This is a genomic window from Chryseobacterium oleae, assembly GCF_900115055.1.
GTDB classification, from domain to species: Bacteria; Bacteroidota; Bacteroidia; order Flavobacteriales; family Weeksellaceae; genus Chryseobacterium; species Chryseobacterium oleae.
This window is the reverse complement of sequence record NZ_FOVD01000003.1, coordinates 99991-121929: the sequence shown is the minus strand read 5'-3', so window position 1 is coordinate 121929 and position 21939 is coordinate 99991. Positions and strand designations below refer to the sequence as shown.

The following is a 21939-nucleotide window of genomic DNA, read 5'->3' as shown; positions in this document are numbered from 1 at the left end:
TTATCAACACTGGATTAAATAAAATTCCAGCATTTTATGATACGTATTATTTGAATTTGTAAGCTACACCCACCTGGAATGCATTGTTTCTAACAGCATCACCGTTGTTATGCTTGTAGATATCTGTAATACCTGCCGTAAATCTGGCTGTTACCCCAAAATTTTGAGTAAAATAATATCCTGCTCCAATACCGATTCCGAAATTGAATTTATTGTGAAGATCTTTAACAATATTTTCCGAAAAGCTTGTTGTTTGCGTTGTCGTTGTATTTCCGGAAGTTTGGGTAAGAGTCAAGTCCCCTTTATCCTTTCCTCCTAAAAGAAATCCGAACTCAGGCCCTGCTTCTACATAAAGCTGAGGAAGGATATTGTACTGTACCATTACAGGAATGGTAAGATAATTCAATGTTTTTTTGTAATCAGTTTCTCTTTTGAATTTATCAGAATTATTATAGTACACCTCTTTTTCTTCAGTTTTTGAACCCAATTGGCTAAAAAGAACTTCCGGTTGAACGCTGAATTTCTCTGCTACCGGAATATTTACAAATACCCCAGCATTGAAACCTGGTTTCAGCTTCTGATCATTATCATACCCATCATATCCATCATACTTGGAAAGAGTAGAAGCGTTGAATCCTGCTTTAACCCCGAAAGTAATCGGTGATGTAGATTTAGTTTTTTCCTGTGCATTCACCAAAAGGCTTCCTGCAAATGCTAATCCTAAAATTAGTTTTTTCATGATTTTTAAAGTTTAAACTTATGTTCTCACACTGCATCAAAATTCCCGCCAAAGGGATTAAACTGATAAATATCATGTTTTACGCGAAAAGGTCAGGCTTAAATGAATAAACCTGACCTTTTCTATTGAAATCAATTTGTATATGAAGAAACTTTTTTTGCTTTCAGATACTGTTTAAAAAAAACAATGTCTTCCGGCTTATCTGATATACGCAAACTTCTTGCCAAAAATGCTGAATGGAGAAAATTTTCCACACAAAAAAACCGGACTAAATACATAGCCCGGCTTTCTATTGAATATAAAATTTGTTATCTGAATGTTAAAGCTTATTATTTGAATTTATAAGCCAATCCTACCTGGAATGTGTTGTTTCTTACAGCATCAGATCCGTTAGGTCTGTCTTTAGCTACGTCTGTTAAACCAGCAACATATCTCGCTGTAATTCCAAAGTTATCCGTGAAGTAATATCCTGCTCCAATACCGATACCAAAGTTGAATGTTTTTAAATCATCTTTGTAGTTATCAGAAGTAGAAGAGTTTCCGTTAGATTCGTTTTTGATTTTGTTTTTTGCACTCACCATAAAACCAAACTCAGGACCTGCCTCTACAAAAAGATTAGGGATCAGGTTGTACTGGAACATTACCGGTACAGCGATGTAATCTAATTTAGTTGAAGAAGAATACTTGTTTCCTAATACAGTATACTCAGATTTTGAACCATACTGAGAGTATAAAACCTCCGGCTGAATGCTGAATGATTCTGCAACTGGAATGTTAGCAAATACACCTGCGTTGAAACCGATTTTAGATTTTTGATCATCTAAACCTTCGTCTTTAGAAAGAGAAGATACGTTCATCCCACCTTTTACACCAAATGTTACCGGGTTAGAAGAAGACTTTGGAGTCTGTTGTGCGAATGCCAGTGAACTTGCAGTTACTGCTAATCCTAAAATTAACTTTTTCATAACTTTAATTTTTTAATATTTTACTATTCTTAATTTTAAATTTTACTACTGTTCAGTTTTCAGTTGAACGCAGAGTATCTTTCAAATTGCTTGCCAAAAATAATTTACATGACAAAAGTCAGCTCATAATAGAGTTGGTATTCCTAGGTGGGTGTATTTAATTAGTTGATTTTCAGTTTTTTAATTATCCTATCAAACATTTGTTTAGAAATGATCTAAATTATATTACCTGTAAAAACAGGGTTATATTTTATTAAAATAAGTTAAAAACAGCGTTATTTCATAATAAGATGTAATATTGTAATGAAAGTTTTTAATGATTTGTACTCAGTTGGAAAAACCTGATAAAGAATCATTTCAATGATTTCGTATATGATATAACCATAAATAAAAGGCTGCGATGGAACATAAAAAGATAGTAAGATTTGCGATAAGCCTTGTTGTATTAATGGTGGCTGCTACGCTTGTCATGCTTTCAGGCATCATTGAATATCCTTTCACCATTTATGTGATGTCAGGTGTGGGTATTGTGATCCTGCTTTTGACCTTAAAATTCATTTATGACTTTTTTACAGCAGTTCCTCCGCCTTTGACGACAGTTCATCAGGATGCTACCGGACAGAAACTGTTCTTTATTTCGCCTTACAGAAGCACAACGTTCAGTCTGGTGATGATGGTGTTGCCTGCATTTTTTATTTATTTTTTACTTCCCACGGTTCCTGAAATTATAAAAGAAATTCAAACGGGAAAGTCTGCGGCGCTTATTGTGATGCTGGCTTTGCTTTTTATTTTATTTCTGGCATCACTGTACAGTATTTTCACCGGGATCAAATTATTCATCCGACGGAAAAAGATTGTACAACTTATCATCAACGACGACAGTTTTGAATTTTTCCCGATTTATGATTTTGGGACCGGAGCACGGAACTTTCACGCAGTCTCTATGTTTTTTCGCAAGAAAATGGAAAAAGCCTACTTTACAGATCAGTTAACAGTCAATATGGTAACCGACAAATGGATGGGAAACAAGATAAGAGTTAAAGTAGAGGGAGTTGGTTTTTTTCTTCCTTATTTATATAATGATACCAATGAGCTGGAAGAGGTTTATCAAACGATTAAAGAGCGTTTACAGCGTAAAATATCGGGGAATCAGTAATAGAAGCCGGGAGACTGAGTATCTGTTGATAATTTTTAATAGTTTCTGTTAAGTAGAACCATGTCAAGGTTCAAAAACTTGACATGGTTAGTTGGTGTATCTTAATCATTTGCAGATTATAACTTCCTGACAGTATGTAAGCTTAAACGATATCTAGCTTTCTGTAAAATTCTAAAGATTTCAAAATATTTTCCTGGCTGCACTGGTAATCATACGTACATGATCCTATTCCCGTAAGCAGGGAAAAATTGATTTTACTGTCTGAATTCTTTTTATCATTAAGAAGAAGTTCTGTAATGCTTTCATCCGTAAAGTCGCTGATATCAAGGTAAGGATAATACCTCTGAATATTTTCGATGATAAAAGTGGCATCTTCCTCAGTGATAAGATCTTCAAGATGGGCCAGATGCGCCTCGCAGATCATTCCCATAGCGACTGCTTCTCCATGAAGAATAGGATTTCCCTGGCTCAGACAAAGGCTTTCTACTGAATGTCCTATCGTGTGCCCAAAATTCAGGGTCTTTCTGATATTTTTTTCATGGAAGTCCTTTTCTACAACATCCTGCTTGATATCCATGGAAGTCTGAATATGAGGAACTACAGTTTCCACATCCAGTTTATGAATCTGAATCAAACTGTCCCAATGTGCCTTGTCAGCGATAAGACCGTGCTTCAGCATTTCTGCAAAACCGCTGCGCAATTCTTTAAAAGGAAGGGTTTCTAAAAATTTAGGATAAATAAAGATCTGCTCCGGGAAGGCAAAAGTTCCCACCATATTTTTATAATGCATCAGGTCTATTCCTGTTTTTCCGCCTATAGAAGCGTCACACATCGATAAAAGGGTAGTAGGGATATTGATGAACTGAACCCCTCTTTTATAAGTTGATGCAATAAAACCACCCATATCTGTGATCACACCGCCGCCAAGATTGATGACCAGTGCTTTTCTGTCCGCCTGCATTTCGGTAAGAATTTCCCAAAGCTGATTCGCAGTCTGGATATTTTTCATTTCCTCACCTGCCTCAATCTCTAAAATTTCAAAACCTAAGTCTGTTTCCATATTGCCCAAAAGGACAGGAAGACAATATTCATGGGTGTTTTCATCAACTAAAATAAAGATTTTACTGAAAGATTTTTCGTGTAGAAAACTGTTTAATTGAGAAAAATCATCGTTTAATATTGTTATCATTATTGGAGTTTCTTTAAAATTAAAATAAAACTATTCTGCAAAGTTATGATTCTTAATTTTTAACTCGTAACTAAATTACTATCTTTGCAGAAATTTTTAGAAATGAGCAGAGATAATAATAATTCAGAAAGACCAAAAAGACCAAGAACTTCAACAAGAAACAATTCTGATGATTCTCGTGCTTCCAGATCTGGAAATTCTTCAGGATCAAAACCTTTTAAGAAACCTTTCCCTAAAGCAGGCGAAAGAAATTTCGACAGTAAAGGCAGTAATTCAAAGTTCGGACAGAAACCTTTCAAAAGAAGTGATGACAGTGCAAAAAGCAGCGATGAAGAAGCTGGTGAAAAACCGGCAAGCAGAGCTTTCATCACCAATTCAAGTGAAGGACGTGAAAGAAAAACTTTCGGGAAACCGGCTGCAAAAAGAGGAGGTGCAAAGAGTTTTGATACCAGAGACAAGTATGAAAGAGGCAGCCTGAAATACGGAAGAAGACCATCCAGTGGAGATGACAAAAATGAAGATAAGGCAAGATCTTTTGTACAGAAAAGAAGGTTAAACAAGATTGAAAAAGATGTTCATAAAGACACCATCCGTCTTAATAAGTATATCGCAAACTCCGGGATCTGCAGCAGAAGAGAAGCTGACGAACTGATTACGCAGGGACTGGTAGAAGTAAACGGAGTAGTGGTGAACGAAATGGGCTATCAGGTTCAGAAGACCGATAAAGTAGTTTTTGACGGACAGGGTATTACCCCTGAAAAACCGGTATATGTGCTTTTAAATAAACCGAAAGGATATATTTCTACCACTAAAGATGACAAAGCCAGAAAAACAGTAATGGATCTGGTAGCGAATGCATCACCGTACCGTCTTTTCCCTGTTGGAAGACTTGACCGTTCTACAACCGGAGTTATTCTTTTAACGAATGACGGACACATGACGAAAAAACTGACGCATCCATCTTTTGATGCTAAAAAGATCTATCATGTGACACTGGATAAAAAACTGACCAATGAAGACATGAGACTTATCGTAGAAGGAATTCGTCTTGACGAAGGAATCGCGGTAGTAGATCAGATTTCATTCATTGAAGGGAAACCTAAAAATGAAATCGGAATTGAAATTCATATCGGATGGAACCGTGTTATCAGAAGAATTTTCCAAAGACTTGGATACGAAGTGGAAGCTTTAGACAGAGTGATGTTTGCCGGAATGACGAAGAAAAACATCAAACGTGGACACTGGAGAATCCTTACAGAACTGGAAGTTAATAATCTTAAAATGCTTTAATAGGCTGTTGCAGGATTCGTAGTACGGAGTTTCGAGATGTCGGGATTCGGGTTATGAATCACAATGGAAAGCTGAATTATAAGCATTAGAAGAGAATTATAAAGTATAAAAAGCGCGGAAATAAAATTTCCGCGCTTTTTTGTTTTTCATATAATAAAACGGATCACCTGCAAAGCTTGAGGAGCGGGTAAAATTTTTTAACGCAAAGCTTCATCTTGTTGACGTTTAGTTTTGAGGAAGGGAAAGACTGTGACTGCGTCACTGATGAAGCGATTGCCTAAAACATCCGCTTAATCGAATCAATGAAATTGATTCCTTCTTTGCAGCCTTAAATCATCGGTATTAAAATAGACCTTTGCGTAAAAAAAGCTTATGCGCTCCTCAAGTTTTTAAATTAATCCCATTAAACTTTAAGTCAAACTAAAATCCTTATCTTCTCAGAACCCACAACCTGTTATTCCTTCAAAAACTGCGGAACCTTCCTCTGCGGACTCGCCTGTTCAAAAGTATAAGCCATATTAATCAGTTTTCCTTCGCTCCATTTTTCTGCAGAAAATAAAATCCCGACAGGAAGTCCGTCGATATAGCCCATTGTCAGTGTAATGCTTGGATATCCTGCGATGGCTGCCGCATCTGCACTTCCGAAAGTGTAATGATCTCCGTTTATTAAATCTGTTTTCCAGGCTTCCGTTGTCGTTGGAGAAACGATGGCATCAAGATTATATTTCTTCATAGCGAGATCAATTCCTTTCTCACCGCTGCCTTCCTGTGCAGTTTTAACGGCTTTGGCATAGCCTTCTTCTTTGGTGCCCTTACTTTTTGCAGCCATTTCCAGATATTCCTGCCCGAAATATTTCAGTTCTTCTTTATTGTTTTTATTGAAGGCAATCAGTTCGTCTATATTTTTTATTGGTGCATTTTTACCCAGTGAGGCAAGATAATCGTTGATCCCATCTTTATATTCATCAATCATCAGCTCCAGAGATTTTTCATATACTTCTCCGGAAAGCAGATCTTTTTCTATTTCTACGATAATAGCTCCCTGCCTTTCCAATACCTTTAAGGTCTGTAAAAACAGTTCATCCACTTTCTTACTGGCCCCGTTGGTGATTCCTTTTACATATCCTAATCTTTTTCCTTTCAATCCTTTTAAGTTCAGGTATCGGGTGTAGTCTTTATGGAGAAACGGAGTATTTCCAAATGTTTTTACATCACTCTTATCTTCACCTGCCATAGTTCCTAAACTTATCGCAACATCTTTCACGGTTCTTGCCATAGGTCCCGGCGTGTCCTGTGTGCTTGAAATAGGAATGATTCCCTGTCTTGAAATTAATCCCACCGTTGGTTTTAATCCAACAATTCCATTGATACTGGAAGGACAGACGATAGATCCGTTGGTTTCCGTACCAATAGCCACAATACCCAGGTTGGCAGAGATAGCCGCTCCGGAACCAGCACTGGATCCGCAGGTATTTCTATCTAAAATGTATGGATTTTTTGTCAGGCCACCGAGTCCGCTCCAACCGCTGGTAGATTTCATTCCCCGGAAGTTGGCCCATTCGCTGAGATTGGTTTTTCCAATAATGACTGCTCCGGCTTCCCGTAATTTTTTCACCAGATAACTGTCCTGCAGCGGAAAAGAATTCTTTAATGCCAAAGATCCTGCAGTATTCGGCATTTTATCGCGGGTATCTATATTGTCTTTCAGTAAAACAGGAATTCCAAACAGTGGTTTATCTTTAAATTTTGAACTGATATGATCCAAAGAATCTGCAATTCTGACCGCATCCGGATTGACGGTAATGATTGAATTAAGCTTGACTCCGTTTTTATCAACATCATTGATGCGCTTCAGATAAGCTTCCACCACTTCTTTTACGGTAGTTTTCTGATCTTTGTAAAGACTTTGAATTTTCTGGATATCATATTCCAGATATTTAAATTCATTATGGGTTGTGTTTTGAGCTTTTCCCAGAACAACAGTGAAAAATGCTCCCAATACAATGCTTTTTTTCATTCGGTGTATTTCTTTCAAATATAGATAATTATCTGAAAACTGGGGTGGGAAGTTATGAGTTATAAGTGATGGGTTATAAGTTAATAAGGATAGTGTAAGCAGGCAAAAAAAGACGCAGATTTCTCTGCGTCTTTGTATTATTTAGATATAATTATAAGTAGAAAGTTATTTGGATACTCTCAAACTCATCACTAATAATTCATCATTGATAACTCATCAAAAAATTATCCCAAAATCGTAACTCCCTTCTGAATCATTTCATAAATAGCATCTCTGCCATTCTCAGGTTTTACATTAACTGCTTTTGTTCCGTTGAAGTGAAGACACGTGATGTATCCGTTGGCTACTGCATCTGTACAGGTGAATTTTACACAGTAATCCATCGCAAGACCTACTACTTCAAGCAACTGGATTTCATGGTATTTAAGGAAATCATCCAGTCCTGTTTTCATAAAGTGATTATTGTCCTGGAATCCGCTGTAGCTGTCGATCTCAGTGTTTTTTCCTTTTTGGATGATATGGGTGACTTTATCTCTGTTTAAATCTTTATGGAATTCTGCCCCGAAAGTTCCCTGGACACAGTGATCCGGCCACATAAACTGGGGAACACCGTTCAGGATAATACTTTCACCGACTTTTCTGTTGTTGTTGCTTGCAAAACTTTTATGATCGGAAGGATGCCAGTCCTGGGTAAGAACGATTTGATCATATTCATTTTCCTCCATCAAAAGGTTGATGTATGGAATCACTTCATTCGCTTCCGGAACTGCTAATGCGCCGCCTTCACAGAAATCATTCTGTACATCTACGATTATTAACGCTTTTTTCATATTTAGATTTCTCGAATTTTGGATAAAAATACTCAAAAAATCGTCCAAAACTGAATTATCGGACAAATCGGCAATATAATTTTTTTCACTTAAAAAGAAAATAATTGCAGCCAGCATCCGGTTTCGGGATATAAACCAAATATCAATAGCTTATCTTTGCAGGAAATAAGTATTTTATGTCATTTGAGTCGTTAGGATTATCACACAATATTATTCGTTCTGTCAATAAATTAGGGTATCTGAAGCCGTTCCCGATTCAGGAGCAGGCTATTCCTGTTATTTTGCAGGGAAAAGATCTGATGGGAATTGCCCAGACCGGTTCCGGAAAAACAGCTTGTTTTGTGATGCCTATTTTAGAGAAATTACAAAACGCAGAAGTTAAAAAAGACCGTAATGTTCAGGTGTTAATATTGGTTCCTACCCGTGAGCTGGCGATTCAGATTGATGAAGTTTTCAGAGCTTTTACAGATAATCTGAAGCGTGAGATCCGTACAATGGCTGTTTATGGAGGGGTTTCCATCAATCCGCAGATGAAAGGAATGTTTGGGGTGGAAGTTCTTATTGCAACACCGGGCCGTTTATTGGATTTGATTGATCATAATGCGTTAAGTATTTCAGGAATTCAGCATTTGGTTATTGATGAAGCGGATAAAATGTTTCAGTTAGGTTTTGGAGAGGAAATGAATAAACTTTTCTCGCTAATGCCTGTCGGAAGGCAAACAACATTGTTTTCGGCAACTTTAAATGATAAAGTAGCAGAAATGAAGGAGCGTTTGTCCATTAATCCAACAATGATTGAGATTAAAAAAGAAGAAGTTGAAATTGACAATATTGAACAATTAGCTTATCATGTTTCTCCTGAAAACAAAGGACCTTTCTTGCGTTATTTAATTAAGGAAAAGAAAGTGGAAAAAGCGTTGATCTTTGTTTCTTCTACAAGATCAGCGGATAATTTAGTAGAGAAACTTAAAAAGAATAAAATTAAGGCAGTAGCCATTCACAGTCAGAAATCACAGGGTGCCCGTAGAAATAACCTGGAAGAGTTTAAAGTAAACGGAGCTCAGATTTTAGTAGCTACAGATCTTATTGGCCGTGGTATCCACATTGAGTCCTTACCATGTGTGATCAATTATGAGTTACCGCGTTCGCCTTTAGATTATATTCACAGAATCGGTAGAACGGGTCGTGCCAATGAAAAAGGAACGGCGATCAATATTCTGACGGATGACGAACTACAGCACTTCAGAGTGATTCAAAAGAAAATGGGTAAGAAGATAACGCTGCAAAGAACTGAGGGCATTGACTTGCACGGTTACTAGCCCAATGATTTAAGTAATAAGCTTCAATTTTAATAGAATTGGAGCTTTTTTTATCAGTAAATTATTCCGGATTTCTATAGGATAATAAGCATAATTAACGCTTTTTTCATTTTAGATTCTTGGATTTTTGATAAATTTACAAAAACTGCCATCTACACAACGTCCAAAAAATAATGACCGGACAAAACTGAGACTTTAAAAATTAAAATTAACAAAATGAGCAACTTAGAACAGAAGAGGTTTCCGATAGGTGAGTACCAACAACCTGAGAACATCTGCGATATTAAACTTGATGAATACATTAAAGTCATCAAAAACTTTCCTGAAAAGCTTAAAACTTTGATAGAAGACCTCTCTGATGATCAGTTGGACACGCCTTACAGAGAAGGAGGATGGACGGTAAGACAGCTTGTGAACCATATTGCAGACAGTCATATCAACAGTTTTATCCGTCTTAAACTGGCATTAACGGAGGATAATCCTACTATAAGGCCTTACGATGAAGCCAAATGGGCAGAACTTCAGGACAGCGCTAATATGCCGATAAAACCGGCCATGAGAATGATTAAAGGAACGCATCAGAGATGGGCTGCTTTGCTTAAAACCCTTACCAATAAGCAATTCGAGAGGACTTTTCATCATCCCGAGCAAAACCAGGATTATGATCTGAGAAATTATCTTGCTTTATATGTTTGGCACTGCAATCATCATTTTGCTCACATCGAAAATCTGAAGAAGGAAAAAGGGTGGTAAAAAAGAGTCTGCACGATCCGGTTTATTTTGAAGAGATCATTCAAAGGATTTCCCTGCTCAATGAAAACGCTCCCAAAAGATGGGGGAAAATGAATGTTTCCCAGATGTTAAAACACTGTGAGCTTGTCCTTAAGGTGCCTTTGAGGAAAGTTGTACTTCCTCATATTAACCTCTTTTTTCAGGCAATAGGAGCAGCTACCAAAATAGAAATGCAGGTCTTTAACAACGGAATTCCCCGAAACATGCCCACTTTTCAAAAACTAATCGTTAATTTTGAATGTGATTTTGATGAATCAAAAACCAATCTGCTGAATACACTGAAGGATTTCCGGACAGCATCTGAAAAAAAAGAGCTTCCGGACCGTCACAGACTATTTGGTACAATGACTGAAAAAGACTGGGGATTTTTAGAGTACAAACATCTTGATCATCATTTAAAACAATTTAATGTATGAGTTTTTTTGATAAAATATTCGGAGGAAAAGAAAGCACCCCTGAACGTAAATCTTTCTGGAAAAATATAGAATCTGAGGAAGATCTGGCCCAAGCCATTGAAAGTTCGTATCACCATACAATAGCTATCTTCAAACATTCAACACGATGCTTCATCAGCAAAACGGTATTGAAAAACTTTGAAAGAGAAATAGATAATTTAGATCATAAACTGGATTTATATTACCTAGATTTGCTGGAACACAGAGCGATTTCAAATAAAATATCCAGGGATCTTGAAATCAGGCATGAAAGCCCGCAGCTGATCATCATTGAAGACGGGAAGGTGATCAACAGCGCTTCGCACGAAGATATATCCATAAGCCAGATTGTATAATGAAGAATATCAACACGTATTTAGCTAAAGTACTCAATGTTCCCATAGAAAAAGTGAACATGTGCAGCTTACACTATGAAGTAAAGAAAATACCTAAAAACCAGTTTCTTTTACAGTATGGTGAAATATGCAGGCATATATTCTTTGTCGAAAAAGGGCTTTTAAAGATGTATTCCATCGATAAAAACGGGAAAGAACACATCATACAGTTCGCTCCTGAAAGCTGGCTGATTTCTGACCGAAGCAGCTTATATTTTAACGAAAAATCCATTTACTATATTGAAGCGGTGGAAGACACGGAAGTTCTGTTTCTTCATCCCGATTTCTTCAACAAACTGGTAGAACAGTTCCCGAACAGTATCGAAAGAAGTGATTTCCTGTTGCAGAAACACATCAGAAGTCTTCAGAACAGGATCAATTCTCTTCTGGGCGAAACGGCGGAAGAAAGGTATATGAAATTCATCAAAATGTACCCGGATCTTCTTCTCAGAGTCCCACAATGGATGATTGCTTCTTATCTTGGCATTACACCGGAGAGCTTAAGCCGGGTAAGAAAAGAACTGGCCAGGAAAAATTTCGTTCCGGATAAATAGTATCAGATCTTTTTCGCAAGGTTTCCGAGCTGCTGCAGACAGAGCCTTGTTTCTTCCGTCCATGGAAGACCGATGCAGAGACGCATGCAGTTTTCAAACTGATCCTGGAGGGTAAACATTCTGCCGGGTGCAATACTGATGTTCTGTTTAATCGCCAGATCATACAACTCAGTGGTCCGGATCTTTTTGTCAAATTCTATCCAGAGAGACAGACCTCCCTGAGGACGGCTGGTTTTTGTACCTTCAGGGAAATAATCGGCGATGGTCTGTACATAATTCTGATAATTACTCTGAACGGCCTTTCTCATTTGATGGAGGTGCTTTTCATAGCGTCCCGATTTGAGAAAATTGGCAACCGCTTCATTCACAATGGAAATGGAAGAAGTGGAATGGAGTAGTTTAAGCTTCATGATCTTGTCTTTATAACGACCCGGAGCAATCCATCCGACGCGGTATCCGGGAGCCAATGTTTTTGAAATTGAGCTGCAATACAGAACATTGCCATCCTTATCAAAAGATTTACAGCATTTCGGACGGGTAGAGCCAAAATAAAGGTCACCATACACATCATCCTCAATCAGAGGAATGTTATTTTCTGACAGAATTCTTACAATCTCTTTCTTATTTTCATCCGGCATACAGCTTCCTAACGGGGAGTTGAAATTCGGAATTAATAAACACAGATTGATTTGGGGAATTACTTTTCTCAACGCTTCAATTTCAATACCGGTGGTCGGGTGGGTGGGAAGTTCGAGGACGTTTAAGCCTAGACCGTTTGCCAACTGAAGAATTCCGGGATAACAGGGGCTCTCAATGGCTATTGTATCGCCGGGTTTTCCCAAAGCCATAAGACAGAAGGAAAGGGCATTCATCCCGCCGTTGGTGGTCACGAGATCATTTTCACTGAGGTTTCCGCCCCATTGAAGGGACCGGACAGCAATCATTCTTCGGAGTTTTAAATTTCCCTGAAGTTCTTCATATTCCGTTCCGCCATCTTTTAATTCCCGGGTAGCATTGATGATCTCTTTCTTTAATTTAGCCTGTGGCAGAAGGTCTCCCGAAGGAATTCCGATAGAGAAGAAAGTGATTCCTTTTTTACCCATATTCTCATAAACCTTACTGATGAGTTCATCCGGTTCGTTGTTATTGGCCATCAGTGATGGGCGGCTCACTTCGGAGAGAGGCAGCTTGACGGACATTAATCTACTGACAAAATAACCGGACTGCGGCTTAGATTCTATCAGCGACTGGGATTCCAGTTCCAGGAACACACGTTTGGCTGTATTCATGCTTACCTGATGTTCCTGACACATCATTCTTACCGAAGGAAGCTTGTCTCCGGCTTTCAATACACCATTTCTGATCTGGGACGCTATTCCGTCTGCGATCTCATTGTATATAAATTCTCTGTTCATATTTTTGTAACTGTGCTCATGCAAATATACAAAACTGAGACTGTGTTTATTTATTTCATCTTTCTAATTTTGACGTATTAAATAAATATTACAATGATGACAGATAAAATATTAGTTAAAGACGAAAGCCTAAACGGATGGATCAACGGTTTTATTGGAGTAGTCCTGTTTAGCGGTGGTCTGCCTGCGACCAAATTGGCCGTCATGGAAATGAGCCCGATTTTTGTAACCATAGTCCGTGCAGCTGTTGCAGGGATCTTAGCTTTGATGGTTTTATGGATTGGTAAAGAAAAACGTCCTGAAAAGAAGCAGCTGATTCCCTTGTTGCTTGTTTCCATCGGTTGTGTAGTAGGTTTTCCACTTCTTTCCGCATTGGCGCTTCAGTATCTTACTTCGGCACATTCTATCGTATTTTTGGGAATGCTTCCATTGGCAACTGCTGTATTTGGTGTTTTGCGTGGTGGCGAACGGCCGCATCCTATATTTTGGTTCTTTTCGGTTGTGGGAAGTCTTTTGGTGATCGGATATGCGGTTTCGCAGGGAATTTCAGCTTCACCTGTAGGCGATATTCTGATGTTGCTGGCTGTTATTTTATGTGGAATGGGCTACGCAGAAGGCGCAAAGCTTTCCAAAACATTAGGTGGCTGGCAGGTGATTTCCTGGGCGCTGGTATTGGCTTTACCATTGATGATTCCATTATTTTTCATCTATTTTCCAGAAAATATTGAAACGGTAAGTTTTCAGGGTTGGTTTGGAATGGCTTATATTTCACTTTTCAGTATGTTCATCGGATTTATATTCTGGTACAAAGGCCTGGCACAGGGTGGTATTGCCACTGTAGGACAACTGCAGCTGTTGCAGCCTTTCTTTGGATTGGGTCTTGCGGCATACTTCCTTCATGAGCAGGTAAGCATAGGAATGGTGGTGGTTACCATTGGTGTTATCTTATGTGTTGCAGGAACCAAAAAATTTGTGAAATAATTAAAAATAAAGCCTTATGATTCTGATCATAAAATGACATTTTGGAATTGAATTATATTTGGGCACAACTGCAAAATATAATGATTATGAAATACGCTATTTTACTTGTGTCTTTGGGCTTAACCGTAATGAGCTGCAAAAAAGAAACTAAAGTGGATACTTCTACAAAAACAGACAGTGTGGTTATTGATACCATGCCTGCTGATACACTTGCTGCTCCTATGCCTTCCGATACTTTACACAGCAAGGACACTGCTGCTGCCAAAAAAATGGACACTGCAAAAGTGATCAAGAAATAATTTTATCATCATAGATCTTTAAAACCCGTTTTTGTATTAAAGCGGGTTTTAATATCCTCCGGCTGGCTGTGAGGAGCGATTTCGCGTGCTTTGATTTTATTTTTGTTGATATTTTAATTTATAAATAGTATTGGTGTTAAAAATTCAAACAATAATTTAATTATAATAAATTCTATTAAATATTTTAACTTTATTTAACGTTTTATGTAATCGATAGGGTTCAATATTTGCATGTGCTCTACAGAACCAAGTTCCCAATGAAATTTTTACTAAGAAAAGATTGAGAAGGATTGTAGAAAACTTAAATAAAAACTATCATGGTTATCGACGAAAATATTTTACATTCAGCGGGGGCGGAAATCAGACATTATAAACCCTCGGACTATCTGTTCAACGAGGGAGAGAACCCGATTTATTATTATCAGATCACCCAGGGAGAGGTGAAACTGAACAATTACAATGAAGAAGGAAAGGAGTTTATACAGAATATTCTTTCGGAAGGGCAGAGTTGTGGAGAATCTATTCTTTTTATCGATAAGCCTTATCCAATGAATGCTCAGGCGCTTACGGACTGTACGGTTTTAAGGCTTCATAAGTCTGCTTTTTTTAGTTTATTAAACTCATCTGCCAAGCTGTGTCTTGAGATCAGCAGCTTTTTATCACAGCGGCTTTATTATAAATTCATCATGATGCAGAATATATCTTCCCAGAATCCCGAGACAAGACTTAAGGGACTCATGGATTATCTTAAAAGCTTTCATGAAGACGAAAGTCCTTATTCCTACATGGTTCCTTTAACCAGACAGCAAATGGCCAGTCTTACAGGATTAAGGGTAGAAACAGCGATAAGAACGATCAAACATATGGAGAAAAATAAAATTGTTCAGATTAAAGACAGAAAAATATTATATTAAAAAAGTGGTTTCAATAATAAAATTCCCTATTTTTTATTGAAAATATTTTAAAGAGATACGTATGAAAACAATAAGCTGCATGAATATTGACGAAGAGATGTTATATTCATCGGGAGGAGAAGTGAAAAACTATAAAAAAGGGGAACTTATATACAGAGAAGGAGACCACGCCCTGTACTATTTCCAGATCAGGGAAGGAAAGGTGAAACTCAATAATTATGATGATGAAGGGAAAGAATTTATTCACAACATTTTTGGAGGAAAACAGAGCTTTGGGGATTCAATGCTTTTTTTAGATAAATTTTATCCTACGAATGCGGTCTGCATCAGTCCTGCAGAAATTATAAGAGTTCCGAAGGACCGTTTTCTGGAACTGATCAAAAAACATCCTCATCTTTCTTTGGAAATGAATGCATGTCTGTCTCAAAGACTTTATTTTAAGGCAATTATGCTGCAAAGTATGGCATCGCTGAATCCCATTTCAAGGCTTAAAGGACTTCTGGACTATCTTAAAAGTTATCATGATGACAGTTGCGGAAGTTGTTTTCAGATAGAACTCACCAGACAGCAGATCGCTAATCTGGTGGGACTGCGGGTAGAAACGGTGATCAGGGCTTTAAAAAAGATGGAGAAGGAAGGAAATATCACGATTGAAAACAGGAAAATTGTTTATTGACAGGTATCCATTATGATCCAGGTCATAAAAAAGTGAATTATTTCAGCGTACATTTGAGATATCAAGTTTCGATACAATTCTTAAGACCTCAGTAAGGGCAGCATGTTAGCTTAGGCTTTCCGGGTGAGATGATCAGATTCCAAACCGTTGCGGGGTTGCAAACATCATTCCATATTAACTCATAAAAATTCAGTTGAGCTTACTGGAGATTTTGGCGACCACAGTCATGAAAGGTTGAATTGAAAAAGAAAGTTGGTTCAGAATACACTGTATAAGTTGATCTGAAAACCCAATAAACCACGATACTCAGATATGGACTGTCAGAAAATAGTAAAAAACCTGAAGCACAAAAACTTTGTAAAAGTGCCCAATAAAGGAAACTGGTTTGAGGATGGAGCGGCTGTGTACGCGAAAGAGATTAAGGATAATATTTTTCTGCTGTTTGTCATTTTAAAAGACATTGAGATTGAAAATATTCAGGCTCTGATAGCCCATTTTGACAGCTTCAGCAGCATAGGACTGAAAGAGCCGGAACAGATCATGTTCTATCTTTCGATCAAAGACAAGGAAGACCTTCATTATTTTGAGAAATATTTAAAAATTTCCGATAACTAATAACCAATGAGCATATGATATTTGAAAACGACACTTTGAAACATTCCGGGCTGAATGATAAGAATAATATGCTGGAGAATGAATCTTTATTCCCTAGCGTTATCAATTCGTACGGAGTCACGGCTTTTCTGATCAAATCATTGGAAAAGATAAAAAACAATGCCAAGTGCGATATTCTGAAAAATGTAATCGATACTTACATTAAAGAGTATATCCTGAATATCCGTGAATACCACAGCGAAAAAACAGTATCTCCCACACCAATAGATGCAGAAATTAAAATTGAAAACTCGTCTTTTACTTTATATGCCAAAACAGCATACTACAAAGTATTAAAAGAAGAAGAATGCCTGAACAAACTCCTGAATACTTTGGAAAAGGACAGGATAGGTACGGAATAAACATCTCATCCATACTGTTTGACTTTTTACCCTTCACACCACCCAAAAAATTGATATGAAAAAAGGCGCTCAAAAGAATAAAAAGTTAGACCAGCTGAATACACACAGTACCTCTAATGAAAATGAAAAACTGACAACGGATCAGGGACTCAGAATAAACAACAACCAGGACTCGTTAAAAGCCGGAGACAGAGGTCCTACACTTCTGGAAGATTTCATTCTAAGGGAAAAGATCACGCACTTTGACCATGAAAGAATTCCCGAAAGAGTAGTTCATGCACGTGGCTCAGGGGCTCATGGGGTTTTTAAGCTTAACAAAAGTCTTAAAGCGTATACCAAAGCCAAATTTTTGAATAATGTAGGAGATGAAACTCCAGTTTTTGTAAGATTCTCAACAGTAGCCGGAAGTAAAGGAAGTACCGATCTGGCCAGAGATGTAAGAGGTTTTGCTATTAAATTTTATACGGAAGAAGGAAATTATGACCTTGTAGGTAATAATGTGCCCGTCTTTTTTATACAGGATGCCATGAAATTTCCTGATCTGATCCATGCCGTAAAGCCGGAACATGATAATGAAATGCCGCAGGCAGCTTCTGCACATGACACGTTCTGGGATTTTATTTCACTGATGCCTGAAAGCATGCACATGATTATGTGGGTAATGAGTGACAGAGCCATTCCAAGGAGCTTGAGGATGATGGAAGGTTTTGGGGTACATTCCTTTAAATTTATTAATGAAGAAGGTAAAGTACACTTCGTTAAGTTTCATTTTAAACCGAAACTGGGAGTGCATTCTGTAGCCTGGGACGAGGCCCAGAGGATATCAGGGGTAGATCCCGATTTTCATAAAAGAGATTTATGGGAAGCCATTGAAAGCGGGACTTTTCCGGAATGGGATTTCGGTGTACAGCTGATTCCGGAAGAAGACGAGCATCAATTCGATTTTGATCTTCTGGATCCTACCAAATTAATTCCTGAGGAAGAAGTTCCCGTAGAAATCTTTGGAACATTGACACTAAATAGAAATCCGGATAACTTTTTTGCTGAAACCGAGCAGGTAGCTTTTCATCCGGGACACCTTGTTCCCGGCATAGATTTTACCAATGACCCTCTGCTTCAGGGAAGACTATTTTCCTATACCGATACCCAGTTATCCAGATTGGGATCACCTAATTTCCATGAAATCCCGATCAACAGATCTGTGAATACCGTTCACAATAATCAGCGTGACGGACATATGAGACAGCAGATTGTAAAAGGAAAAGTAAGCTATGAACCCAATTCCATCGGAGGAGGATGTCCTTATCAGGCGATGATGTCTGAAGGAGGATTTGTTTCTCAGGAAGAAAGGGTTTCCGGTGAAAAGGTGAGGAGAAGAAGTGAGAGTTTTGTGGATCACTATTCACAGGCAAAATTATTTTATAACAGCCAGTCGGCACCTGAACAGACTCACCTTCAGAATGCTCTTATTTTTGAGCTTTCAAAAGTAACGATTCCGGAGATCCGTGAAAGAATGGTAGGACAGCTTGCTTTTATTGATAAAACTCTGGCTCAGAAAGTAGCGGATAAAATAGGGGCGAAAGTGAAAAAATTGAAAGAACCCAACCAAAGTATTCCTGCAGACGCAAATGAATCTGAACTTCAGAGCGAAGAAAAAGAGCCTAAAATTAAGATTTCTGATGCGCTGAGCATGAAAGATACGGTAAAAGATACCATTAAAAGCAGGAAGATAGGTTTCATCATAGCCAATGGGACGGACGGAAATGCACTCAATGATTTAAAATCAAAACTTGAATCGGAAGGAGCAAAAGTAGAACTTATTGCCCCAAGTGTAGCTCCCGTTAAAACCAAAGAAGGATCATCCCTTACCCCGAAACATTCACTTACGAGTATTGCGAGTGTCTGCTTTGATGCCTTATACATCGGTGCCGGACAGAAATCAGCTAAAGAACTTATGGCTCCTGAAAACAAACATCATGTGCTGCAATTTATCAATGAAGCTTATAAGCACTGTAAAACCGTTTATTTTGGAGCAGAGACGGAAGAACTGTATAACAACAGCAATATAGCCCAGAAAAAACATGAAGATCCTGCAGTTGTGATCTGGAAAGATAACAATTCTGATCAGCAGTTTATCCAGGCAGTTTCCAAACACAGGGTTTGGGATCTTGAACAGGAAAGAAACGCGTAGATACAACAAGACACCTTCACATCACTAAATATTTAAAATTATGGAATTTCAAAAAAATCTTTTAGAATATATCAGCCAGTCGCTTCTGACCGCAGGTGAAACCATCTCGGTAGCAGAAAGCGTTACTTCAGGATGCCTTCAGCTGGCTTTTTCGCAGATGCCCAATGCTTCTTTATTTTTCAAAGGAGGGATGACCACTTATACGCTGCCTCAGAAAGTAGAGCTTTTGCAGGTTGACAGAGAGGAAGCCCAGGACTGCGACTGTGTATCAGAGAATGTTGCCAAAACGATGGCTCTGAATGTCGCTAAACTCTTTAATTCCGACTGGTCCATTGCGACTACGGGATATTGTACTCCGATCAGAAAATCGTTATATAAAATTTTCGCCTATTTCTCATTTTCGTATAAAGGAGAGATCATTCTTACCAAAAAACTGGAACTGCATCCTAAGACACAGGCTTTGAATGCTCAGATGTATTATACGGAATTTATTTTAGGCTGTTTTAAAAGCGAAATCAATCAGCTGTTGATTTTAAAATAATCTCAGATCCGGAACTTAAATACCTAATTGACCTTCTTTACTTTAGGTTTAGATTTCATAATAGCATAGTAAGAAGAGGTAAACGCCGATAAGCTTTGATAGCCCACTTTGTATGCGATCTGGCTTAATGTAAAGTTTCCGGTATCAATAAGCTCAATACTTTTCAGAATTCTTACAAGCTGATGGTATTTCTGAAGGGTTATTCCGGTTTCGTTCTTAAATATTCTCTGCAGGCTTCGGACAGACATTTGTGCTTTTTCTGCCAGTTCATCAGCATTCAGACTGTATTTAAAATTGGTGTTGATATACGTACAAACGGGAATGAGTCTTGCATCCGATGGAACAGGTATTTCAAGATAACTGCTTTCTCTGCAGAAATTGGGAAGACTTTTTAAAATCGCTTTAAAAAACAGATCCTGTTCTTCATCTTCTTCTATCAGCTGATTCCACTTGGAAGCATACAATAGCATTTCCTTCAAAACGGGAGGAACTGTAAAAACATGAACATTCCGGTAGAAATCATCCTCAAAAACCGTTTTAAATAAAAAGACCATCAGATTGACCGTTTTCGCTTCTGAAGAGATTCTGTGAGCCTTTCCTGAGGGAACCCAAATCACATGATACTGAGGCACAAGATAGATCTTCTGATCAATATGAAAATACTGATAGCCTTCTTCCACAAAGGTAAGCTGGGCCCGGTGATGGGCATGTTCATGGTCGTCATGTTTCCAGTCTTCCTCACACCACACATACGCTTCTTTTCCGATGGTATCTACAAATCGGCTGTCACTCTGTTCCGTTAAACCACATTTTACGATGTCGTTCTGCATAGAATTTTTGGCAAAGTTAATAAAAACGACAATACTAATTTTGTATGGTAATTATTTATCTATTAAAAATGAAAAAACTAAGTACGGTTTTTGTATTAATTTTATTATTAAAAATCACCACAATCATGGCACAGGAAAACAAAGCTAAAATACTGGTCCTCATTCATTCGGATAATGGAGGAACCTATGAATTGGCTAAAGAAATAGCAACCGGCATCGAAAGCAGTAAAAATGCTACGGCGGTCATTAAACAGGTCAAAGAATCACAAAACGCGAAATTGAAAAATATTCCAGTAGCATTGGTGGAAGAACTGCCTTCTTATGACGGAATTGCTTTTGGATCACCCGTTTATTTCGGGAATATCAGTACCGGGATGAGTGAATTCTTGTCGAAGACCGTTAATTTATGGACCAATCATGCGCTGGAAGGAATGCCGGCAACGTTTTTTATGTCTGCAGGAAGTGGTGCAGGAAAAGAGCTGGCTCTTAATGCATTCTGGAATACGTTAGCCGTTCATGGAATGGTATTGGTTTCCAATGGAATCAGAGGAACGGAAAGTATCAATAAAGCTATTCCTCAGGGAAATACCGTTTTAGGTGTAACAAGTATGGCCTCACTGAAAGATGTGGAAAGACCAACAAAAGATGAACGCGCGCTGGCAGAACTTCAGGGAAGTAATTTTGCTAAAACGGCTTTAGCTTTGAAAGGGACATTCAGTAAAAAAATGACAGCAGTTGTTCCTGTAGAAAAATCTGAAGATATCAACGCTCTTTTGAAACAGAAAAACATTACCCTTCCAAAAGTTCCCCAGCCAGCTGGAAATTATAAGCCTTATGTGCGTTCAGGAAATCTGGTATTCATTAATCAGGTCGCTTTAAAAGATGGGAAAATTTTAAATCCTGGAAAATTAGGCGTTGATATTAATGAACAGCAGGTTAAAGAAGCTACAAAAGCTACGATGCTGAACGTTATAGCCGTCTTAAAAGAAGCAGTAGGCGGTGATCTTAACAAAGTAAAACAATGTGTACAGCTTACCGGAATTTTCAATACAAAAGATGATTACACAAAGCACGCAGACCTGATGAATACAGCTTCAGACCTGACGGTAGAAATTCTCGGTGAGAAAGGAAAACATGCGAGAGCGACTCTGGGAGCTTCCTCTATTCCTGTGAATTCTTCGGTGGAGATTCAGGCTATTTTTGAAGTGGAATAAATCACTTATAAGCCGATAGAAATCTGCTTTATTTGCTCAATCTGCGGGAAAATGAACTGAGAATTTCATTTTAATCTCTCGCTGGTCTGGCAAATAGAGCAGATTTTTTTATTTCTGATTACCTTCTGAATATTCAATAGGGATGGGCTTTAGCCCGTCTAAATAATAAAAAACGCCTTACA

Annotated in this window: 23 protein-coding genes; 16 read left to right on the top strand and 7 right to left on the bottom strand. The window is 38.1% G+C overall.

What is annotated here, in order from left to right:
* Positions 1-46: 46 nt before the first annotated feature.
* Both BM143_RS11175 and BM143_RS11170 read right to left on the bottom strand, forming a co-directional pair.
* A complete protein-coding gene (locus tag BM143_RS11175; protein ID WP_090024573.1) occupies positions 47-739 on the bottom strand; it encodes a porin family protein in 693 nt (230 codons plus the stop codon).
* 329 nt (positions 740-1068) lie between these two features.
* Positions 1069-1704 carry a porin family protein gene (locus tag BM143_RS11170; protein ID WP_090024572.1) on the bottom strand — a complete coding sequence of 212 codons (636 nt, stop codon included), beginning with the start codon at positions 1702-1704 and terminating at the stop codon, positions 1069-1071.
* A gap of 400 nt (positions 1705-2104) precedes the next feature.
* On the opposite strand from BM143_RS11170, the gene BM143_RS11165 reads away from it, so the two are divergent.
* On the top strand, positions 2105-2860 hold the full coding sequence (locus BM143_RS11165; RefSeq protein WP_139222025.1) for a hypothetical protein: 756 nt from the start codon (positions 2105-2107) through the stop codon (positions 2858-2860).
* Positions 2861-3002: 142 nt separating this feature from the next.
* On the opposite strand, the gene aroB is transcribed toward BM143_RS11165, so the two are convergent.
* Positions 3003-4049 (bottom strand): 3-dehydroquinate synthase, encoded by a 1047-nt coding sequence (gene aroB, locus BM143_RS11160; protein WP_090024570.1) that lies wholly within the window; start codon positions 4047-4049, stop codon positions 3003-3005.
* Positions 4050-4415: 366 nt separating this feature from the next.
* On the opposite strand from aroB, the gene BM143_RS11155 reads away from it, so the two are divergent.
* Entirely contained in the window at positions 4416-5339 is a 924-nt protein-coding gene (locus tag BM143_RS11155) for a pseudouridine synthase (protein WP_090025001.1), read from the top strand.
* A 454-nt stretch (positions 5340-5793) separates the two neighbouring features.
* Here BM143_RS11155 and BM143_RS11150 read toward each other — a convergent pair whose 3' ends face one another.
* Together BM143_RS11150 and pncA are read right to left on the bottom strand one after the other, a co-directional pair.
* Positions 5794-7356, bottom strand: coding sequence for an amidase (locus tag BM143_RS11150; RefSeq protein WP_090024569.1), 1563 nt, complete (start codon positions 7354-7356; stop codon positions 5794-5796).
* Between the two features lie 224 nt (positions 7357-7580).
* A complete protein-coding gene (gene pncA, locus BM143_RS11145; RefSeq protein ID WP_090025000.1) occupies positions 7581-8186 on the bottom strand; it encodes a bifunctional nicotinamidase/pyrazinamidase in 606 nt (201 codons plus the stop codon).
* 176 nt (positions 8187-8362) lie between these two features.
* Here pncA and BM143_RS11140 point away from each other — a divergent pair, with 176 nt between their 5' ends.
* The 5 genes from BM143_RS11140 to BM143_RS11120 all read left to right on the top strand — a co-directional run bounded on the left by BM143_RS11140 (position 8363) and on the right by BM143_RS11120 (position 11680).
* On the top strand, positions 8363-9505 hold the full coding sequence (locus BM143_RS11140; protein ID WP_090024568.1) for a DEAD/DEAH box helicase: 1143 nt from the start codon (positions 8363-8365) through the stop codon (positions 9503-9505).
* Positions 9506-9721: 216 nt separating this feature from the next.
* The gene (locus tag BM143_RS11135) at positions 9722-10258 is read left to right on the top strand and encodes a YfiT family bacillithiol transferase (RefSeq protein WP_090024567.1); all 537 of its coding nucleotides are present in this window, start codon (positions 9722-9724) and stop codon (positions 10256-10258) included.
* The gene (locus BM143_RS11130; protein ID WP_228430770.1) at positions 10252-10713 is read left to right on the top strand and encodes a DUF1569 domain-containing protein; all 462 of its coding nucleotides are present in this window, start codon (positions 10252-10254) and stop codon (positions 10711-10713) included. The genes BM143_RS11135 and BM143_RS11130 overlap by 7 nt, the downstream gene beginning before the upstream one ends.
* A complete protein-coding gene (ytxJ, locus tag BM143_RS11125) occupies positions 10710-11087 on the top strand; it encodes a bacillithiol system redox-active protein YtxJ (protein WP_047455723.1) in 378 nt (125 codons plus the stop codon). Before BM143_RS11130 ends, ytxJ begins: the two co-directional genes overlap by 4 nt.
* Positions 11087-11680 carry a Crp/Fnr family transcriptional regulator gene (locus tag BM143_RS11120; protein WP_034730236.1) on the top strand — a complete coding sequence of 198 codons (594 nt, stop codon included), beginning with the start codon at positions 11087-11089 and terminating at the stop codon, positions 11678-11680. The genes ytxJ and BM143_RS11120 overlap by 1 nt, the downstream gene beginning before the upstream one ends.
* 2 nt (positions 11681-11682) lie before the next feature.
* Here the strand turns inward: BM143_RS11120 and BM143_RS11115 are convergent, their stop codons facing one another.
* Positions 11683-13095 (bottom strand): aminotransferase-like domain-containing protein, encoded by a 1413-nt coding sequence (locus tag BM143_RS11115; RefSeq protein ID WP_090024566.1) that lies wholly within the window; start codon positions 13093-13095, stop codon positions 11683-11685.
* A gap of 93 nt (positions 13096-13188) precedes the next feature.
* Between BM143_RS11115 and BM143_RS11110 the strand changes: the two genes are divergently transcribed.
* The 8 genes from BM143_RS11110 to BM143_RS11075 all read left to right on the top strand — a co-directional run bounded on the left by BM143_RS11110 (position 13189) and on the right by BM143_RS11075 (position 19713).
* Entirely contained in the window at positions 13189-14076 is an 888-nt protein-coding gene (locus BM143_RS11110; protein ID WP_090024565.1) for a DMT family transporter, read from the top strand.
* 86 nt (positions 14077-14162) lie between these two features.
* Complete coding sequence (locus BM143_RS11105; RefSeq protein ID WP_139222024.1) at positions 14163-14375, top strand: hypothetical protein; 213 nt, start codon at positions 14163-14165, stop codon at positions 14373-14375.
* Positions 14376-14692: 317 nt separating this feature from the next.
* Positions 14693-15289: a Crp/Fnr family transcriptional regulator gene (locus BM143_RS11100; protein ID WP_090024563.1), complete on the top strand. Its 597-nt coding sequence runs from the start codon at positions 14693-14695 to the stop codon at positions 15287-15289.
* A gap of 61 nt (positions 15290-15350) precedes the next feature.
* Entirely contained in the window at positions 15351-15965 is a 615-nt protein-coding gene (locus BM143_RS11095; RefSeq protein WP_228430768.1) for a Crp/Fnr family transcriptional regulator, read from the top strand.
* Positions 15966-16277: 312 nt separating this feature from the next.
* Positions 16278-16580: a hypothetical protein gene (locus BM143_RS11090; protein ID WP_090024562.1), complete on the top strand. Its 303-nt coding sequence runs from the start codon at positions 16278-16280 to the stop codon at positions 16578-16580.
* Positions 16581-16594: 14 nt separating this feature from the next.
* The gene (locus BM143_RS11085) at positions 16595-16981 is read left to right on the top strand and encodes a hypothetical protein (protein WP_090024561.1); all 387 of its coding nucleotides are present in this window, start codon (positions 16595-16597) and stop codon (positions 16979-16981) included.
* Positions 16982-17036: 55 nt separating this feature from the next.
* On the top strand, positions 17037-19172 hold the full coding sequence (locus BM143_RS11080; protein ID WP_090024560.1) for a catalase: 2136 nt from the start codon (positions 17037-17039) through the stop codon (positions 19170-19172).
* A gap of 40 nt (positions 19173-19212) precedes the next feature.
* Positions 19213-19713 carry a CinA family protein gene (locus BM143_RS11075; protein ID WP_090024559.1) on the top strand — a complete coding sequence of 167 codons (501 nt, stop codon included), beginning with the start codon at positions 19213-19215 and terminating at the stop codon, positions 19711-19713.
* Positions 19714-19736: 23 nt separating this feature from the next.
* On the opposite strand, the gene BM143_RS11070 is transcribed toward BM143_RS11075, so the two are convergent.
* Positions 19737-20543: a helix-turn-helix domain-containing protein gene (locus BM143_RS11070; protein ID WP_090024558.1), complete on the bottom strand. Its 807-nt coding sequence runs from the start codon at positions 20541-20543 to the stop codon at positions 19737-19739.
* Positions 20544-20611: 68 nt separating this feature from the next.
* Here BM143_RS11070 and BM143_RS11065 point away from each other — a divergent pair, with 68 nt between their 5' ends.
* Positions 20612-21757, top strand: coding sequence for an Atu1372/SO_1960 family protein (locus BM143_RS11065; protein ID WP_090024557.1), 1146 nt, complete (start codon positions 20612-20614; stop codon positions 21755-21757).
* Positions 21758-21939 lie beyond the last annotated feature (182 nt).